This is a genomic window from Halomonas sp. HL-93 (assembly GCF_900086985.1).
In the GTDB taxonomy this organism is placed as follows: domain Bacteria; phylum Pseudomonadota; class Gammaproteobacteria; order Pseudomonadales; family Halomonadaceae; genus Vreelandella.
Genome location: NZ_LT593974.1, coordinates 3,608,297 through 3,623,312, shown reverse-complemented (window position 1 = coordinate 3,623,312; position 15,016 = coordinate 3,608,297). Strand labels below are relative to the sequence as shown.

Here is a 15,016-nt window from a genome sequence, read left to right as displayed (position 1 = left end):
AAAGCGGACAATCAGCTTCCGTTGCTGCTATTTTTCTTCATGATGGCACATCGCCCTGAATACGCACCGCAGTCGGTAGGCGTGGCAATCACGTGGATTCCGACCGCCTCGTATTCAAAACAATAATCCAACCGCGAACTTTTCTCCCCCCGGTGAGTTGTTGTTGGGTCCGGGGTGTACACACTCACTGCTATTGTTTTTGTTGGGGCGCAGATCTCTTGGTGTACGTCGCGTCCTTTTTGGGCACTTGCCTGATTTTATTATTGTTCAAAGCGCTTATTCTGCTTAGCGCAAGCAAGTAACGAGATACAGGCCAGTTGTTTTTGTTAGTACCGTTATCTCTGCCTGGCCCTGTTGTTTTTGTTGTGGCTCAGGTTTGGGCGATGTCATGTTGTTTTTGTTAGCGACTCACCGCGATGCCCAGTTTGTTTTTCTTACCCAGATATACTGCACTCGCCGTGCCAGCCGTTTGATAAATTATGAATTTCAGTGGCTTAACATTTTACGCGTATGCCGAGGAACTATTGCAGCCTAAAAGTGTTACCTGTTTTTTGGCTGCTTGCGCGCCTGGGTGTGTGGGAAGGTAACAATGTGTGGGTAGCGAGGGGTGTGGATATTTGTTAGATAAATCAGTGTATTAGACGTTAGTTGTAGGCCCGGTGGTGGGCGTGGCTAGTGGGGGCGCCGCGCCGTCTTCTTGCGCGGTATACCCAGCCGTTGGCGTCTTTCCCATAAATTTTTGCGACTAATTCCGAGTTTTTGCGCCAGCTCGGTTTCGCTCATTTGATCCTGGTGCTCAAGAACAAAGTGTTGAAAATAGTCTTCCAGCGAAAGGTCATCCTCCTCGGCGCTGGGTTGAGTGGCGTCTGGGTTACTTAGCGTCGGAGCGGCACTTACTGGCGTTAGCGGACGGTTGAGCGCAGGCGCAAGCCCTAGGTCATCGGGGTGAATCAAATGGCCTTCGGCCAGGATCACGCCTCGTTCAAGGGCATTTTCCAATTCGCGCACGTTGCCTGGCCAGGGGTAGTCGCGCAATTCCTGGCGCGCGGCTCGGGATAAACGTAGCCCAGGGCGTTCGTGGCGCTGGCAGGCTTTGTCGAGCAAAATATCGGCAATTTCCAGCACGTCGTCTTCACGCTCGCGCAGCGGCGGCAGCTCTATTTGCATGACGTTTAGGCGGTAATACAGGTCCAGCCGGAAATCACCGCTTTTGGAGAGGGCGCGCAAGTCGCGGTGGGTCGCAGCGATCAGGCGGACATCCACATGGCGGGTTTCCACTGAGCCGATTTTACGGATTTCGCCTTCCTGCAACACACGTAGCAGTCGCGCTTGAGCGTCGAGAGGCAGCTCGCCGATTTCGTCCAGAAATAATGTGCCGCCATCGGCGGCTTCCACCAGCCCGGTGCGGGCAGCGCTTGCGCCGGTAAAAGCGCCTTTCTCGTGACCAAATAGCTCCGATTCAATCAGCGTTTCGGGAATAGCAGCGCAGTTGACGCAAATCAGTGGGGCCTTGGCCCGTTTGCTTTGTTGGTGAATGGCCCGGGCCACGAGTTCTTTGCCGGTGCCGGATTCGCCCAGAATCAGCACCGTGACGTCGGCCGGGGCGGTTTTACGAATACGCGTATACACCAGTTGCATCGCGGTGCAGTTGCCAATCATGGTTTGGCGCCCGCCCCCTCCATCGGTGATGTCGGGCGGTGCACTGTGCTGCATCGACTGCTGATGCAGAATTCGCGCGACGGTCTCTAATAATTCCGCGTGGTCAAAGGGTTTGGCCACGTAATCCACGGCGCCCTGTTTGAGAGAGTCGACGGCTGAGCGCATGCTGGCATAGCTCGTCATGATCAGAACGGGGGCCGGGGCAGCCGCTTGGATCAGGCTGGTACCTGGCTCGCCTGGCAGGCGCAGGTCGCTGATGATGAGGTCAAAGCCAGGCAGTTCGAACTGAGATGCTTCTTCAGCACTGCTCGCTTCACAGACTTCATAGTCGTGGCGCTCAAGCAAACGCTTAAGTGCGCTGCGAATAATTGCTTCGTCTTCAACAATCAGAATCCTAGACATGGGTCGGCTGATCATCCTGTTGGTAAAGCGGTAGCCAGAGGATAATGGCCGTGCCGCGAGACGCTCCGGGCGGTGGCGAAGCCACCTCTATTCTACCTTGGTGCTCATTGATAATTTGATACGCCAGTGATAATCCCAGTCCAGTGCCTTCACCTGCCGCTTTCGTGGTAGTAAACGGCTCAAATAAGTGATCACGAATCGTTGGGTCAATGCCTTGGCCGTCGTCGGTAACGCACCACCACGCTTGGCCCGCCTGCTCACCTGCTGATATGTACACGGTGCCTGTTGGTGCGCAAGCATCTCGCGCATTGCTCAGCAAATTAACCATCACCTGGGTTAAGCGCTGGGCATCACCTTGCACCACAAGCGCTTCTGCGCAGGCATTGGTGAATGTCACATCCTCGCCCGAGCGGGCGAGGTGGATCAAGTGTAAGGCATCGTCTGTGATCGATTTAAGGGTAACCGGCGAGCTGGGTAGCGCAGGCGTGGGGCCTCCCGCATGCGCAAAACCGACCAACGAATTGACGATTTTGGTGACACGCTGGGTCAACTGCTGAATATGGTCCGCGGTCTCTAGTAAGGCAGGGTCCTGGGTGTCATAGCGCAGGTTTTGCGCCAGCGATGAAATGCCGGTAATCGGGTTGCCAATCTCATGGGCGACGCCTGCGGCCAGTTGGCCAATAGAGGCTAAGCGGGCGGCGTGGACGAGCTCATCTTCCAGCCATTTCATCTCGGTATGGTCTTCCACCAGGATGACGCTACCGCCGCGGCTGTCATGACCGCTGAGTACTGCTATGTGAAGTGTTAGAAAGTAGTCCTTACCGTGTAGCTGCACCGCTTGCTTATACAGTGGTGAAGAGCCTTCGCTAAGTACGCTCCCCAGCAGTTTGGGCCAGGGATCGGGAAGACTATCCCGCCGCGAGCCAATGACACTTTCGCCGCTGATGCCGGAAAGCTGTGAAAGCGCCTGATTCCACATTACCAGCTCGTCGTCGTCCCCGAGGACGCAAAGCCCGACGGGTAGATAGGCAAGCGTTTGACGGTGGTGACGGCGCAGGCCGTCAAGCTCTCGCGCAAGCCCCGTAAGCCTCGATCGATAGGCTTCCAGGCGGCTTTCCACAAAATGAATGTCGTCGGTAATCGGTGCATCGTCGTGGCGGTAGGGCAGGTAGCGGTCGACGATGTCGCGCGCCACCGAGGGTCCCATTAACCCCGAAAGATTTGCCTGGATACGGTCGCGTAGGCGGCGTAGCGCGTAGGGGCGACGCTCCTGGGGCGTCAGGTTGAGCGCCTTGAGGGCGCGGTCGACTTCACGGCGGGCGGCATCATCCCCCAGCGCCTGGGCTAGGTGTGCTGAGAAGTCACCTGCCGTGGCGGCTTCCAGCGGTAAACGTTTTGAGCGGATTACCGCATCGACGGAGCAGGCTTCGGCAGCGGATTTTTCGCCTTCAGACGTGCGCGTAAACAGCGACACGACAATCAATAATAGGATGTTAAGCGACAAAGAAAGCAGCGTGACACCATACCAGGCGGGGGCGTCAGCGGGCGTTAGCGGCGTTAAGGGTAAGGCCGGGGGCGCATAGCCTGCCACAAGGGGGAGCCATAGCCACCATAGCCAGACGGCAATGCCACCAATCAGACCGGTCACCATGCCTTTGCGATTGGCTCCCGGCCAGTAGAGCAGCGCTAGCATGCCTGGCAAACACTGCGCCATTCCCACGAAGGCGGCCAGCCCCAGGTTGGTTAGCGGATGGTGACGGCCAATCCATTGGTAAAACAGCCAGCCGCTTATAATCACCCCGACCACCAGCCCCCGGCGTAGCCACAATAGCCACCCATACAGGTCGCTACGCGCTTCGGGTGGCCTCGCTACGAGTACGATGTGATTGAGCACCATGCCGGAAAGCGCCAGGGCAATTAGCATCATGGTGCCACTGGCGGCGGCTAAACCGCCAATAAACGCCAAGGCCCCGACCCACCAGTGCTCGCTTAACGCATAGGCCGCGTAGGCGCTCATGGGTATCTCATCGTTAACGGACTGTGCGGCCCACCAAATCAGTGGGACGGGCAAGGCCATCAGCAATAAAAATAGCGGCAGGGTCCAGCTTGCCTGGAGCAGGGTATGTCGCGACAGGTTTTCTGCAAAGGTAATATGAAACAGGTGCGGCATCATAAAGGCGGCGGCGAAGAACAGCAGCAGTAGGGTGCGCCATTGGGCGGGGTCAAAACGCGCGGTTTGCGCCTGGGCAAGATAGCCTGGTCCTTCGAGCCACTGCTGCACATCACCGGGGCCACTGAACACCAGCCACAGAGCCACAGCGCCCAACCCCAGCATCGCCAGCAACTTCACGATCGACTCGATTGCGATGGTGCTCAATAAGCTGTTATGTCGACTATGAACATGGCTGTGGCGAGCCCCTAGCATCACCGCTAAAGCGGCAATTGCCGTGCAAAACGAAAGCGCTACAGTGGGCCCCGCCTGGCTTTGAGTAAAGAGATTGAAGGCCTCACTCATGGTTTTGACTTGAATGCCCAGCAGCGGCAGTACCGCCAGCAGACTGACAAATGTCACCAGCGTGCCCGCCCAACGGGAGCGAAAACGAAAGGCGAATAGATCCGCCAATGAGGCGAGTTGGTACGTTCGGGTAATACGCTGAATAGGGACTAGCAGGACGGGTGCAAGCAGAAACGCACCGGCGGCGCCGAGGTAATAGGCAAGATACCCAAACCCTACGTTAGCGGCTAACTCTACGCTGCCATAAATGGCCCAGGCGCTTGCATAAACACCGAGCGCTAGCGTGTAGACGGCGGGGTGGCGGCTGATATGCAGCGGTACCCAGCCGCGTTCCACCGCCATGGCGCAGCCGAGCAGCAGGGCGAGATAGCCCAAGCCCAGAAGTAGCGCACCGAGCACCTCAACGCTCATCTAATTTCCTTTTTTGCTCAAGCCATAGCGTTAGGGCGATTAGCCCGCCCCAAATGACAAAGGGACGATACCAGGCCACAGTCGGGTCGCTCCAACCGTCCATCAACAAGGGTGAGAGCAGATAGCCGCCGAACACCAGAAACAGCATGATGCGGTAGACGTACATGTCATACCTCCTGAGGCAATTCGCGGTGCGCTGACGGTGACAGACGCGCCACCGACCAATGGGTCACTGCCCAGTGTAATTGCGTGGTCACTGGCTCACGAGAAAGTTCGCTGGGAAGCGCTTGGTCGAGAGCCAGCAGGGCCTGAAACAACTGGTGGCGGATGCCGCGCTCATCGTCAGCGAGTGCTGGCGCAAGATTTTGTTTGGAAAGCTTTTGACCCTCAGGGGTCACGACTAATGGCAAATGTAGATAACGCGGCTCGGGTAGCGCTAGTGCGATTTGTAGCTGGCGCTGCCAGGGGGTGTTGTCGAGCAAATCAAAGCCCCTGACGATATCGGTAATGCCTTGCTCAGCATCATCCACCACCACTGCCAGTTGGTAAGCCCAAAGTGAATCCTTGCGTTTGAGTATTACGTCGCCCAGCGTTTCAGGGTCGAATTGCTGAAAGCCAAACAGGCGATCATGCCATTCGACCGGGCGTTGGGCCAAATCGCTGCGCAGCCGCCAAGCAACCGGTTGGGTGGCGTCACTTAGGCCCTGGCGGCACCAGCCTGGATATACCGAGAATGCTTGCCACTGTTTGCGCGAACAGCTGCATGGATAGGCCAACCCTTGGTGGGCTAGAGCGTCAAGCGCCTGTTGATAAGCGTCATGACGTCCATGCTGCCAGCGAACGGCTCCGTCCCATTGGAGCCCAAATGCTTCCAGCTGGCGCAATATCATACTGTCAGCGCCTGGTGGGCAACGTGGCGGGTCAATGTCTTCAATTCGCACCAGCCATTCGCCGCCCACCGCGCGTGCGTCGAGATAACTGCCCAGCGCCGCCACCAACGAGCCAAAATGCAGCGGGCCAGAGGGGGTGGGGGCAAAACGCCCACGGTAGCAAGTCGGTTGCGTCATTTAAGCTTTCCAGAAACCAAAACGGGCACCTTAGGGTGCCCGCATTCCGCAATAACGTACAGCTCGGTTATCGCTACTTTAGCCGCCGAGTTGCTTTTCCTTGAGCTCGGCCAGCGTTTTGCAGTCGACGCATAGCGTGGCAGTCGGGCGGGCTTCAAGACGGCGGATACCGATCTCAACGCCGCAGGCTTCGCAGAAGCCATAATCGTCTTCGTCGATTTTTTCGATGGTTTCGTTAATTTTCTTAAGCAGTTTACGCTCGCGGTCCCGGGTGCGCAGTTCAAGGCTAAAGCCTTCTTCCTGGGTCGCCCGGTCGGCGGGGTCAGCGTAGTTGTTAGCATCTTCCTGCAGGTGGCGTACGGTACGGTCCACCTCTTCCATGAGGTCTTGTTTCCAATCCAACAGCAACTGACGAAAGTGCGCCAGCTGTTGATCGTTCATATATTCTTCACCCGCTGCCGGCTCATATGGGGTGAAGGGCTTGGACGCTTCCGGTTTTTTTTCCGCTACTGGCATGGGAGTGCCCCTTACGTATGTGACTGCTGATCAACCGTGAGCGTGTATTACGATCTCACGCCAAAGGGATGCTTGTTTAGCTGAAAAATAGCCGCGTTGCAAGCATAATAGTGTGGATTCTTGCTTGGTTTTGCCTTTTGTGCGACCAAGATCATGTTTTTACTACCGCTTGGGAAAAGAACCGATATGGCTTGGAATTCGCGAGTGAATCGTGTCGCGCCCTTCCGTGTGATGCATCTGCTGGAAATGGCCCAGGCTCGCGAAGCCGAAGGCCACGATGTGATTCATCTGGAAGTGGGTGAGCCTGATTTCGCTACACCCGCGCCGATAGTGGCAGCGGGGCAGCAGGCATTGGCGACAGGCAAAACACGCTACACGCCCGCTGCTGGCTTGCCAGCGCTGCGTGAAGCAATTGCGGGCCACTACGCTGAGCACTTCAATGCCTCGGTAGATCCTGCACGTATTTTAGTCACGCCTGGGGCCTCGGGTGCACTGTTGCTGGCCAGCCAGTTACTGATCGAAGCGGGCGATCGCGTGATAATGGCCGACCCCAACTACCCGTGTAATCGACATTTTATGGCCCTGGCCGGTGCTGAGGTGGATGCCATCCCCGTGAGCCGCCAAAGTGGCTGGCAGTTAAACGCCTCGCTGATTGATCAGCACTGGCAAGCAAACACACGGCTGGCCATGCTGGCATCACCCTCCAATCCCACCGGGCATACGCTTGACGGTGACGCGTTGAGCGGTGTTTTGAGCACCGTGGCAGCGCAGGGTGGTGAGGTGCTGGTGGATGAAATTTATCAGGGGCTGAATTACGACGATGCGCCGCTGTCGGCGACCTCGCTTTCCAACGATGCCTTTGTGGTCAATAGTTTCTCCAAGTACTTTGGCATGACCGGCTGGCGCTTGGGCTGGCTGGTAGCCCCGGAGCACGCGGTGGAGCCGCTGACTCGGCTGGCGCAAAATGTATTTTTGGCCGCATCGACGCCGTCTCAGCACGCCGCTCTGGCTGCGTTTACCCCCGAGTGCCGCGATATTCTTGAAACGCGTCGGGCGACGTTAAAACAGCGCCGCCAAGTGTTGCTGGACGGCCTTGCCGAGCTGGGGCTTGTGCCAGACCTCCCACCCCAGGGCGCGTTTTATCTGTGGCTGGATATTTCCCGCTATAGCCGCGACAGTCAGGTTTTTTGCGAACGGCTACTGGGTGAGGAAAACGTGGCGATTACCCCAGGTATCGATTTTGCCGTAAAGGGCGGCGAGCACCATGTGCGTATCGCTTTCACCAACGACGTTGAACGGTTGGAAGAAGCCGTGGTCCGCATCACCCGCTTCGTGAGCCGTCTATGAGTCTCGCTTATGACGGGTTGGTGCCGGGCACGCTGCTTCGCCGCTACAAGCGCTTTCTGGCCGATGTGCGCCTGGACAGCGGGCAGGAAGTTGTCGCCCACTGCCCGAATACCGGCTCAATGAAGGCGGTCAATGTGCCCGGCTGTCGCGTATGGCTTTCGCCGAGCGATAACCCTCAGCGCAAGCTGGCGTGGACTTGGGAGTGGATTGAACTGCCGCAGCCGGATGGCACTATTGCGCTGGCATCCGTGCATACAGGACGGGCGAATCGCATTGTTGAGGCGGCCATTGGCGCAGGTGATATTGCGCCGCTGGCAGGCTATCAGGCGCTTAAGCGTGAGGTGAAAGTGGCCGACGCCCGGCTCGATTTTCGCCTGGACGACCCCGAGCGCGGTGCCGTCTACATCGAAGTGAAGCAGGTCACGCTGAAAGAGACTGACGGCCACGGCTACTTTCCCGATTCGGTCAGCGTCCGGGGTGCCAAGCATTTACGTTCACTGCAGGCGTTAGCCGAGCAGGGCGAACGGGCCGTGCTATTGTTTTGCGTGGCGCATGAGGGCATCGCTGACGTGGCCCCCGCTACGCATATCGACCCAATCTATGCGGCTACACTGCACGAGGCTGTTCAGGCGGGGGTTGAGGTGTTGGCCTACGGGATTGACGTGCAGTGGTCACCAGCAGGGCCTGCGGCGGTACGCCTGACGAGGCCCTTGTCAGTGCGGCTAGCGGCGGCGCACGCGGAAAATGGCGATTTCACCGAAAAGGTTGGGCCATAGGCGTGACGTCCAGTGCCCGCGGTGATCGCCAACACCCACGGCGCGGTCAACAATTATCAGGCCTTTTTCACGGCATAGGTGTTCAAAGTCGTTGAAGGTCGAAAGATGGATATTGGGCGTGTCGTACCAGGCGTGGGGCAGCGACTTGGATACCGGCATGTAGCCGCGCAGGCCAAGATGAATACGGTGGCGCCAGTAGGCAAAATTCGGAAAGGTAATAATGCCTTCTTCCGCGACGCGCAGCATTTCATCAAGCATTTTGTCCGGACGGCGCAGCGCCTGCAGGGCTTGAGTCATGATCACCTGATCGTAGCTGTTATCGCAGAAACTGCCTAAGCCATCGTCGAGGTTGTGCTCAATCACATTGACGCCACGGGCAACGCAGCCGGTAATGCCGTCGGGATCGATTTCCAGCCCGTAGCCGGTCACGCCTTTATCTTTGGCCAGCGTCTCAAGCAGAACGCCATCGCCGCAGGCGAGGTCCAGTATGTGCGCCCCTTCGGGCACCCAGTCGTAAATCAGCTCCAGATCAGCACGCATCATGGGGTCTCCTCGGCGGCTATCGGGGCCAGCTTGAGATCGCGGGCCGCGCGGTTCATGAAGGCGCCAAACACCGCGTCGTAGCGAGCCTCGGGGAGCAGGAAGGCGTCGTGGCCGTGCGGCGAGTCAATGTTGGCGTAGCTGACCGATTTGCCTGCTCGCGTCAGCGCGTCTACCAGTTCACGGGAGCGTGGCGGCGGGAAGCGCCAGTCGGTGGTGAAGCTGACAATCAAGAAGGGACATTGCGCCGGGGAGAGGGCGTTGGCGAGATCACCCCCCTGTGTGGCCGCCGGGTCGAAGTAATCCAGCGCCTTGGTCATCAATAGGTAAGTATTGGCATCAAAGGCGGTGGAAAAGGTGTCGCCCTGATAGCGCAGGTAGGACTCTACCTGGAACTCGACATCGAAGCCGAAATTCAGGTCATTGCTACGCAGATCACGGCCAAATTTACTGCCCATGGCGTCTTCGGAAAGATAAGTAATGTGGCCAACCATACGCGCCAGTTTCAGGCCGCGTTTAGGCACCGTGTCGTGCTCGGCGTACCAGCCGCCAAAAAACTCAGGGTCAGAGCGAATCGCCTGGCGGGCCACTTCGTTAAAGGCAATATTTTGTGCCGAAAGGCGGGGTGTTGCGGCGATGACGACGGCATTGGCAACCCGTTCAGGGTAGGTCATCGTCCATTGCAGCACCTGCATGCCGCCAAGACTACCCCCTATGGCGGCGGCCCAGCGCTCGATCCCCAAGCGGTCGGCCAGGCGAGCCTGACTTACCACCCAGTCACTTACGGTGACCATGGGGAAGTCGGGCCCCCACTGCCTACCCGTTTCAGGGTTATGGCTCACCGGGCCGGTGCTGCCGTGACAGCCGCCCAAGTTGTTCAGCGACACAACAAAAAAGCGGTTAGTGTCGATGGGTTTGCCTGGGCCAATATGTGCATCCCACCAGCCGGGTTTGCGATCACCCTCGCTGTGGTAACCAGCAGCATGGTGATGGCCGGAGAGGGCATGGCAAATCAAGACCGCATTGCTACGTTCGGCATTAAGGGTGCCATAGGTCTCATAAATCAGCTCATACTCGGGCAGCGTTTTGCCGCAAGCGAGCGACAGCGGCGTGTCGAACTTGGCAACGTGGGGAGTGACAAGGCCAACGGAGTCCGCCGGCCGGTCAGCAAAAGCAAGCGTGTCTGAATCGGGCATCGAAAGCGTATGTCCTACAAATGGTTCTGCTGAGTAAAACGTATGAAATCAGATTGTTATCTGCCGAGGCTAAAGTCCAACAAGCGCGCCGGAAATGCCAGCCGCGCGAATCAGTGAGCCGACTAGCAAGCCATCAATCAAATTGATGGCGATAAATACCACAATGGGTGATAAATCAATCATACCCAGCGGCGGTATTACCTTACGAACCGGCGCCATGATGGGCTCAACCAACTGCATGATGAGTAGTGCGCCAGGATGACTTGCATTGGGCGCGACCCAGCTCAAGATGATCATCACGATCATGGCGAAGAAGTAAATCTTTAAGATGGCGTTGGCCAGCGCCGCGACACCCGCAATTAATAGCCCAACAACGGGCGGCATGCCTACGCCGACGACCATAAAAATGGCGATGATGCTAGCGACTTTGAGGACGAACCCTGCGGCCAGGGTCGCGAGGTCAAAGCGACCGGCGACAGGCCCCAAAAAGCCCTGGAAGAGACCTACGACCGGCTGGGTGATCTTGACCACCGACTGGCTCAGCGGGTTGTAATAATCGGCCCGCGAGGCCTGCAATAAAAACCGCAGCATGAGTAAAAACAAATAAATGTTAATCAGCGAGTTAACAAGCATTAACCCGGCGCTGCCCAATTCGTTACCCATTGCTGTTTCTCCTATAAAATCCGCATTGATTAGTGACCGCTCAGTTCCTTGGACATTGCTTGGGCGCGCTCGGCGCAGGCCTGCATCGCATCGGCGATTGTCGTCCTAAGCTGGGCATCTTCCATGTGTTGAATCGCCCGTTCGGTAGTCCCGCCGGGCGACATGACATTCTGTTTTAGTGTCGCTGGGTCCTTATCGCTTTGCTGCGCCATGGTGGCGGCACCTAGCGCGGTTTGAATCGCCAGGCGGCGTGCGGTATCGGCGGGAAGGCCAAGTTTGACGGCGGCGTCTTCCATGGCTTCCAGCATGAGGAAAAAATAGGCGGGTGCGCTGCCAGATACTGCCGTCACCGCGTCCAGCAAACCCTCTTCCTCGACCCACTCGACGATACCCACTGCTTCCATTAGCTGAGTCGCGACCTTGCGCTGAGTATCGCTAACTCGCGCATTAGCATACAGGCCGCTGGCACCGCGGCCTACCAAAGATGGTGTATTGGGCATGCAGCGAACCATCGCATTATTACCGCCGAGCCATTGGTCAATAGTGGCAGCGTCTAGACCTGCGGCAATAGAAATCACCAGGGGTTGTTGCTGCTGAATACTGTCGCTAAGCGCTTCGCATACGTTGCGCATAATCTGTGGCTTAACCGCCAGTACCACAACATCCGCTTGACTAACCGCGGCGTTATTATCTGTCTGCGTTTGGATGTTTAAACGCGCTCGCAACGCGGAAAGTTCGCTTTCTTGCGGCGCGGTAGCGGTAATGTTGCCAGAATTGACGCCGCTGTTGATCAGGCCGCCAATAATGGCGCTTGCCATATTACCCGCGCCAATGAAGGTGATGTTGTTCGCCATGTGGGGATCCTCTGTTGGAAAAGGGCTGCGCTGAGCCGAGTCATTGCATTGTGTAGTGACGATGCGTTGCCATTAGTCTGACTGTATGGTCAGGCTTTATCACGCACGCCAAAGATAGCTGTGCCTAAACGTACCAGCGTGGCACCTTCCAGCACCGCCGCTTCCAAATCGTCGCTCATACCCATGGAAAGCGTATCCAGTGGCGCATCGGGAAGGGCTTTTTGCACTGCTACCAGTAGCTCACGCAGCGCGGCCAAGGGTTTACGTTGCGCCGCTAACCCTTCTACGGGGGCGGGAATTGCCATCAAGCCGCGCAACTGAAGATGTGGCAGTGTTGCAACCTCCTCGGCAAGAGTGACTACGTCTTCTGGCATAACGCCTGACTTAGAGGGCTCACGACTGATGTTAACCTGTAAGCAAACGTTGAGCGGAGGTAGATGGCTTGGCCGCTGTTCGCTGAGTCGTTTGGCGATTTTCAGGCGGTCAACGGTGTGCAGCCAGCCGAAATGCTCGGCAACGGCACGGGTTTTATTCGACTGAAGTGGGCCAATGAAATGCCACACAATATCGTCTAAATCGGCCAGCTCTGCCTGTTTGTCCAACGCCTCTTGCAGATAGTTTTCACCAAATTCGCGTTGGCCGAGTGCCCAGGCTTGACGAATCATCGCGGCCGGTTTGGTCTTGCTCACGGCCAGCAGCGAGGCATCATTACTCGGGCGCTTGGCGTCAATGAGGGCACGTTCTAGGCGTTCACGCGCGTGGGCAAGTGACGCTGAAAGCGTGTTATCTGTCATACTCAAGCACCTTACCGCAGCTGGGGAAGAGAGATGGATATTACCGAACTGCTGGCATTCTCGGCAAAGCAGAATGCCTCTGACCTGCATTTGTCCGCAGGACTGCCGCCCATGATACGGGTTGATGGCGATATTCATCGGCTTAATGTGCCCGCCATGGATAACAGCGACGTGCGTCGATTGATTTACCACATCATGAACGATCGTCAGCGCCGCGACTACGAAGAACATCTTGAAGTCGATTTCTCTGTTGAGGTCCCAGGTGCGGCGCGTTTTCGTGTTAACGCCTTTAACCAAGCGCGGGGAGCTGGAGCCGTGTTCCGCACCATTCCTAATCAGGTGCTATCGATGCAGGCGCTTGGCCTTGGCGAGGTGTTCGAACGTCTTTCGATGCTGCCGCGCGGCCTAGTGCTGGTAACGGGGCCAACCGGCTCGGGCAAAAGCACGACGCTTGCCGCGATGATCGATTACATCAACGATCATCGTTTTGAGCATATTTTAACCATTGAAGACCCTGTTGAGTTTGTGCATACCAGTAAGCGCTGCCTGATTAATCAGCGGGAGGTCCATCGCGACACGCATAGCTTTGCCGACGCCTTGCGCAGCGCATTACGCGAAGATCCCGATGTGATTTTGGTCGGTGAGTTGCGCGACTTGGAAACCATACGCTTGGCGTTAACAGCGGCTGAAACCGGCCATTTAGTGCTGGGCACGTTGCACACGACTTCCGCAGCCAAAACCATTGACCGAATTATCGACGTCTTCCCTGGCGAAGAGAAAGCGATGGTGCGTTCAATGCTCTCAGAGTCGCTGCAGGCGGTTGTGTCCCAAACACTGCTAAAACGACAGGAAGGTGGCCGCGTTGCGGCCCACGAAATTCTGCTCGCTACATCGGCAGTGCGTAACTTGATCCGCGAAGATAAAGTCGCGCAGATCTACTCCGCGATTCAAACCGGAGGCAGCTTGGGGATGCAAACGCTGGATGCATCGCTTGCCCAGCTGGTGAAAGACGGCGTGGTGAGTATGGACGACGCTCAGGCAAGGGCTAAAGGAACGCTCGCGCTAAAAGACGAATAGCCCAAGCGGTTGTGGCCCATTTAACTAGCGGGCGTAAATGCCGCCTAACACGCGTATCCCGCTAGCGCCTGTGACCGAAGGCAGGTTGCCGGGGAGGTTGTGCAGACGCTGATGGGCTAGCCATGCAAACGCTCCGGCTTCGATCCAATCCTCTGGCCAGCCGTAAGCGGACGGGGACTCAAGCACTGCGTGGGGCAAGTGATCGGCGAGCCTAGCCATCAGATAGGCGTTATGCGCACCTCCCCCGCAAGTGATTAACGTAACGTCCTGGTGGGAGAGGGGGAGTTGCTTAACCCCCTGGGCGACGGTAACCGCGGTAAGCTCGGCAAGCGTTGCCTGGACATCACGGGGTGTCTCGTTACCAGTTAAGTAGCTTTCCAGCCACGGCAGGTTAAACAGCTCACGGCCCGTACTGCGCGGCGGAGGCTGTTGAAAGAAAGGGGCCTCCAGTAGGCGTTCCAGTAGCAAGGAGTCAATGTTTCCGCTGGCGGCCCAAGCCCCATCTTGGTCAAAACGCCCCCGCTGATGCTTTGAAAACCACGCATCTAGCAACACATTTGCAGGCCCTGTATCAAAGCCGGTTACCGGGGCGTCAGGATCGCTGGGTAACCAAGTCAGGTTGGCAAAACCGCCCAGGTTCAAGATGAGCTGTTCGCCTTCCCGGCGCCCGAAAAGTGCCTGATGGAACGCCGGTGCTAGTGGAGCCGCCTGACCGCCAGCCGCCAGGTCTCGGCGGCGGAAGTCGCCGACCACGGTGGCGCCGGTCAGTTCGGCGAGCAGGCTCGGGTTGTCGAGCTGCAGGGTGTAAGCCGGTCCGCCAGCATGGCCGTCCGGTGCGTGCTCAATGGTCTGTCCATGGCTGCCAATGGCGGCCACCTGGTCGATTGATATCCCCTGCTGACGTAATAAGGCCTTAATAGCGTCCGCCTGTAACAGGCAAAACGCCGCCTCCGCCCTGGCCAAGGCGGCAAAGCTGACCCACTCAGCGTGGCATAAATGCAATAGTTCATCGTGGAGCGCCTGCGGCATGGCAGTTGCGTGGCTGCCCACCAGCGTTGGCGAGGTGTTGGGGGCAATAGCCACCAGTGCTGCGTCAATCCCGTCCAGACTGGTCCCCGACATCAAGCCGATGTAGTAAACAGGCGTGTCAGTCGTTGAAGTTGTCATTGCAGAGGTATCCAAAATAAGACGAAGGCTCA

The 15,016-nt window shown here is 57.4% G+C and carries 14 protein-coding genes; 3 read left to right on the top strand and 11 right to left on the bottom strand.

Annotated elements, in window-relative coordinates; translation table 11 throughout:
- Positions 1 to 672: 672 nt before the first annotated feature.
- The 5 genes from GA0071314_RS16720 to dksA all read right to left on the bottom strand — a co-directional run bounded on the left by GA0071314_RS16720 (position 673) and on the right by dksA (position 6,570).
- Positions 673 to 2,061, bottom strand: a complete 1,389-nt coding sequence (locus GA0071314_RS16720; protein WP_074397681.1) for a sigma-54-dependent transcriptional regulator — start codon at positions 2,059 to 2,061, stop codon at positions 673 to 675.
- Positions 2,054 to 4,987: an ATP-binding protein gene (locus GA0071314_RS16715; RefSeq protein ID WP_074397680.1), complete on the bottom strand. Its 2,934-nt coding sequence runs from the start codon at positions 4,985 to 4,987 to the stop codon at positions 2,054 to 2,056. The genes GA0071314_RS16720 and GA0071314_RS16715 overlap by 8 nt, the downstream gene beginning before the upstream one ends.
- Positions 4,977 to 5,153 (bottom strand): hypothetical protein, encoded by a 177-nt coding sequence (locus tag GA0071314_RS19645; RefSeq protein WP_027337667.1) that lies wholly within the window; start codon positions 5,151 to 5,153, stop codon positions 4,977 to 4,979. Before GA0071314_RS19645 ends, GA0071314_RS16715 begins: the two co-directional genes overlap by 11 nt.
- 1 nt (position 5,154) lies before the next feature.
- The gene (gene gluQRS / locus GA0071314_RS16710; RefSeq protein WP_074397679.1) at positions 5,155 to 6,054 is read right to left on the bottom strand and encodes a tRNA glutamyl-Q(34) synthetase GluQRS; all 900 of its coding nucleotides are present in this window, start codon (positions 6,052 to 6,054) and stop codon (positions 5,155 to 5,157) included.
- 78 nt (positions 6,055 to 6,132) lie between these two features.
- Positions 6,133 to 6,570 carry an RNA polymerase-binding protein DksA gene (gene dksA / locus GA0071314_RS16705; RefSeq protein ID WP_074397678.1) on the bottom strand — a complete coding sequence of 146 codons (438 nt, stop codon included), beginning with the start codon at positions 6,568 to 6,570 and terminating at the stop codon, positions 6,133 to 6,135.
- A 186-nt stretch (positions 6,571 to 6,756) separates the two neighbouring features.
- Here dksA and GA0071314_RS16700 point away from each other — a divergent pair, with 186 nt between their 5' ends.
- Both GA0071314_RS16700 and sfsA read left to right on the top strand, forming a co-directional pair.
- On the top strand, positions 6,757 to 7,917 hold the full coding sequence (locus GA0071314_RS16700; RefSeq protein WP_074397677.1) for an aminotransferase class I/II-fold pyridoxal phosphate-dependent enzyme: 1,161 nt from the start codon (positions 6,757 to 6,759) through the stop codon (positions 7,915 to 7,917).
- On the top strand, positions 7,914 to 8,693 hold the full coding sequence (gene sfsA / locus GA0071314_RS16695; RefSeq protein WP_074397676.1) for a DNA/RNA nuclease SfsA: 780 nt from the start codon (positions 7,914 to 7,916) through the stop codon (positions 8,691 to 8,693). Before GA0071314_RS16700 ends, sfsA begins: the two co-directional genes overlap by 4 nt.
- Here sfsA and metW read toward each other — a convergent pair.
- From metW to GA0071314_RS16670, 5 genes are all read right to left on the bottom strand, one after another.
- Positions 8,640 to 9,233, bottom strand: a complete 594-nt coding sequence (gene metW / locus GA0071314_RS16690; protein WP_074398575.1) for a methionine biosynthesis protein MetW — start codon at positions 9,231 to 9,233, stop codon at positions 8,640 to 8,642. The two genes, sfsA and metW, sit on opposite strands and share 54 nt — an antisense overlap.
- Complete coding sequence (metX, locus tag GA0071314_RS16685; protein WP_074397675.1) at positions 9,233 to 10,429, bottom strand: homoserine O-succinyltransferase MetX; 1,197 nt, start codon at positions 10,427 to 10,429, stop codon at positions 9,233 to 9,235. Before metX ends, metW begins: the two co-directional genes overlap by 1 nt.
- 69 nt (positions 10,430 to 10,498) lie before the next feature.
- On the bottom strand, positions 10,499 to 11,092 hold the full coding sequence (locus GA0071314_RS16680; protein WP_074397674.1) for a YggT family protein: 594 nt from the start codon (positions 11,090 to 11,092) through the stop codon (positions 10,499 to 10,501).
- Positions 11,093 to 11,121: 29 nt separating this feature from the next.
- Positions 11,122 to 11,946, bottom strand: a complete 825-nt coding sequence (gene proC, locus GA0071314_RS16675; protein WP_074397673.1) for a pyrroline-5-carboxylate reductase — start codon at positions 11,944 to 11,946, stop codon at positions 11,122 to 11,124.
- Between the two features lie 89 nt (positions 11,947 to 12,035).
- Complete coding sequence (locus GA0071314_RS16670) at positions 12,036 to 12,740, bottom strand: YggS family pyridoxal phosphate-dependent enzyme (protein WP_074397672.1); 705 nt, start codon at positions 12,738 to 12,740, stop codon at positions 12,036 to 12,038.
- A 33-nt stretch (positions 12,741 to 12,773) separates the two neighbouring features.
- Here GA0071314_RS16670 and GA0071314_RS16665 point away from each other — a divergent pair, with 33 nt between their 5' ends.
- Positions 12,774 to 13,817, top strand: coding sequence for a type IV pilus twitching motility protein PilT (locus tag GA0071314_RS16665; protein WP_074397671.1), 1,044 nt, complete (start codon positions 12,774 to 12,776; stop codon positions 13,815 to 13,817).
- A 24-nt stretch (positions 13,818 to 13,841) separates the two neighbouring features.
- Here the strand turns inward: GA0071314_RS16665 and GA0071314_RS16660 are convergent, their stop codons facing one another.
- Positions 13,842 to 14,984 carry an anhydro-N-acetylmuramic acid kinase gene (locus GA0071314_RS16660; RefSeq protein WP_074397670.1) on the bottom strand — a complete coding sequence of 381 codons (1,143 nt, stop codon included), beginning with the start codon at positions 14,982 to 14,984 and terminating at the stop codon, positions 13,842 to 13,844.
- Positions 14,985 to 15,016: the final 32 nt, after the last annotated feature.

Excerpts from the sequence above, each read along its gene's own strand:
- metW (WP_074398575.1), bottom strand. The coding sequence starts at position 9,233 with ATGCGTGCTGATCTGGAGCTGATTTACGACTGGGTGCCCGAAGGGGCG.
- sfsA (WP_074397676.1), top strand. The coding sequence starts at position 7,914 with ATGAGTCTCGCTTATGACGGGTTGGTGCCGGGCACGCTGCTTCGCCGC.
- GA0071314_RS16700 (WP_074397677.1), top strand. The coding sequence starts at position 6,757 with ATGGCTTGGAATTCGCGAGTGAATCGTGTCGCGCCCTTCCGTGTGATG.
- metX (WP_074397675.1), bottom strand. The coding sequence starts at position 10,429 with ATGCCCGATTCAGACACGCTTGCTTTTGCTGACCGGCCGGCGGACTCC.
- GA0071314_RS16665 (WP_074397671.1), top strand. The coding sequence starts at position 12,774 with ATGGATATTACCGAACTGCTGGCATTCTCGGCAAAGCAGAATGCCTCT.
- gluQRS (WP_074397679.1), bottom strand. The coding sequence starts at position 6,054 with ATGACGCAACCGACTTGCTACCGTGGGCGTTTTGCCCCCACCCCCTCT.
- dksA (WP_074397678.1), bottom strand. The coding sequence starts at position 6,570 with ATGCCAGTAGCGGAAAAAAAACCGGAAGCGTCCAAGCCCTTCACCCCA.
- GA0071314_RS19645 (WP_027337667.1), bottom strand. The coding sequence starts at position 5,153 with ATGTACGTCTACCGCATCATGCTGTTTCTGGTGTTCGGCGGCTATCTG.
- GA0071314_RS16720 (WP_074397681.1), bottom strand. The coding sequence starts at position 2,061 with ATGTCTAGGATTCTGATTGTTGAAGACGAAGCAATTATTCGCAGCGCA.
- GA0071314_RS16660 (WP_074397670.1), bottom strand. The coding sequence starts at position 14,984 with ATGACAACTTCAACGACTGACACGCCTGTTTACTACATCGGCTTGATG.
- GA0071314_RS16670 (WP_074397672.1), bottom strand. The coding sequence starts at position 12,740 with ATGACAGATAACACGCTTTCAGCGTCACTTGCCCACGCGCGTGAACGC.
- GA0071314_RS16715 (WP_074397680.1), bottom strand. The coding sequence starts at position 4,987 with ATGAGCGTTGAGGTGCTCGGTGCGCTACTTCTGGGCTTGGGCTATCTC.
- proC (WP_074397673.1), bottom strand. The coding sequence starts at position 11,946 with ATGGCGAACAACATCACCTTCATTGGCGCGGGTAATATGGCAAGCGCC.
- GA0071314_RS16680 (WP_074397674.1), bottom strand. The coding sequence starts at position 11,092 with ATGGGTAACGAATTGGGCAGCGCCGGGTTAATGCTTGTTAACTCGCTG.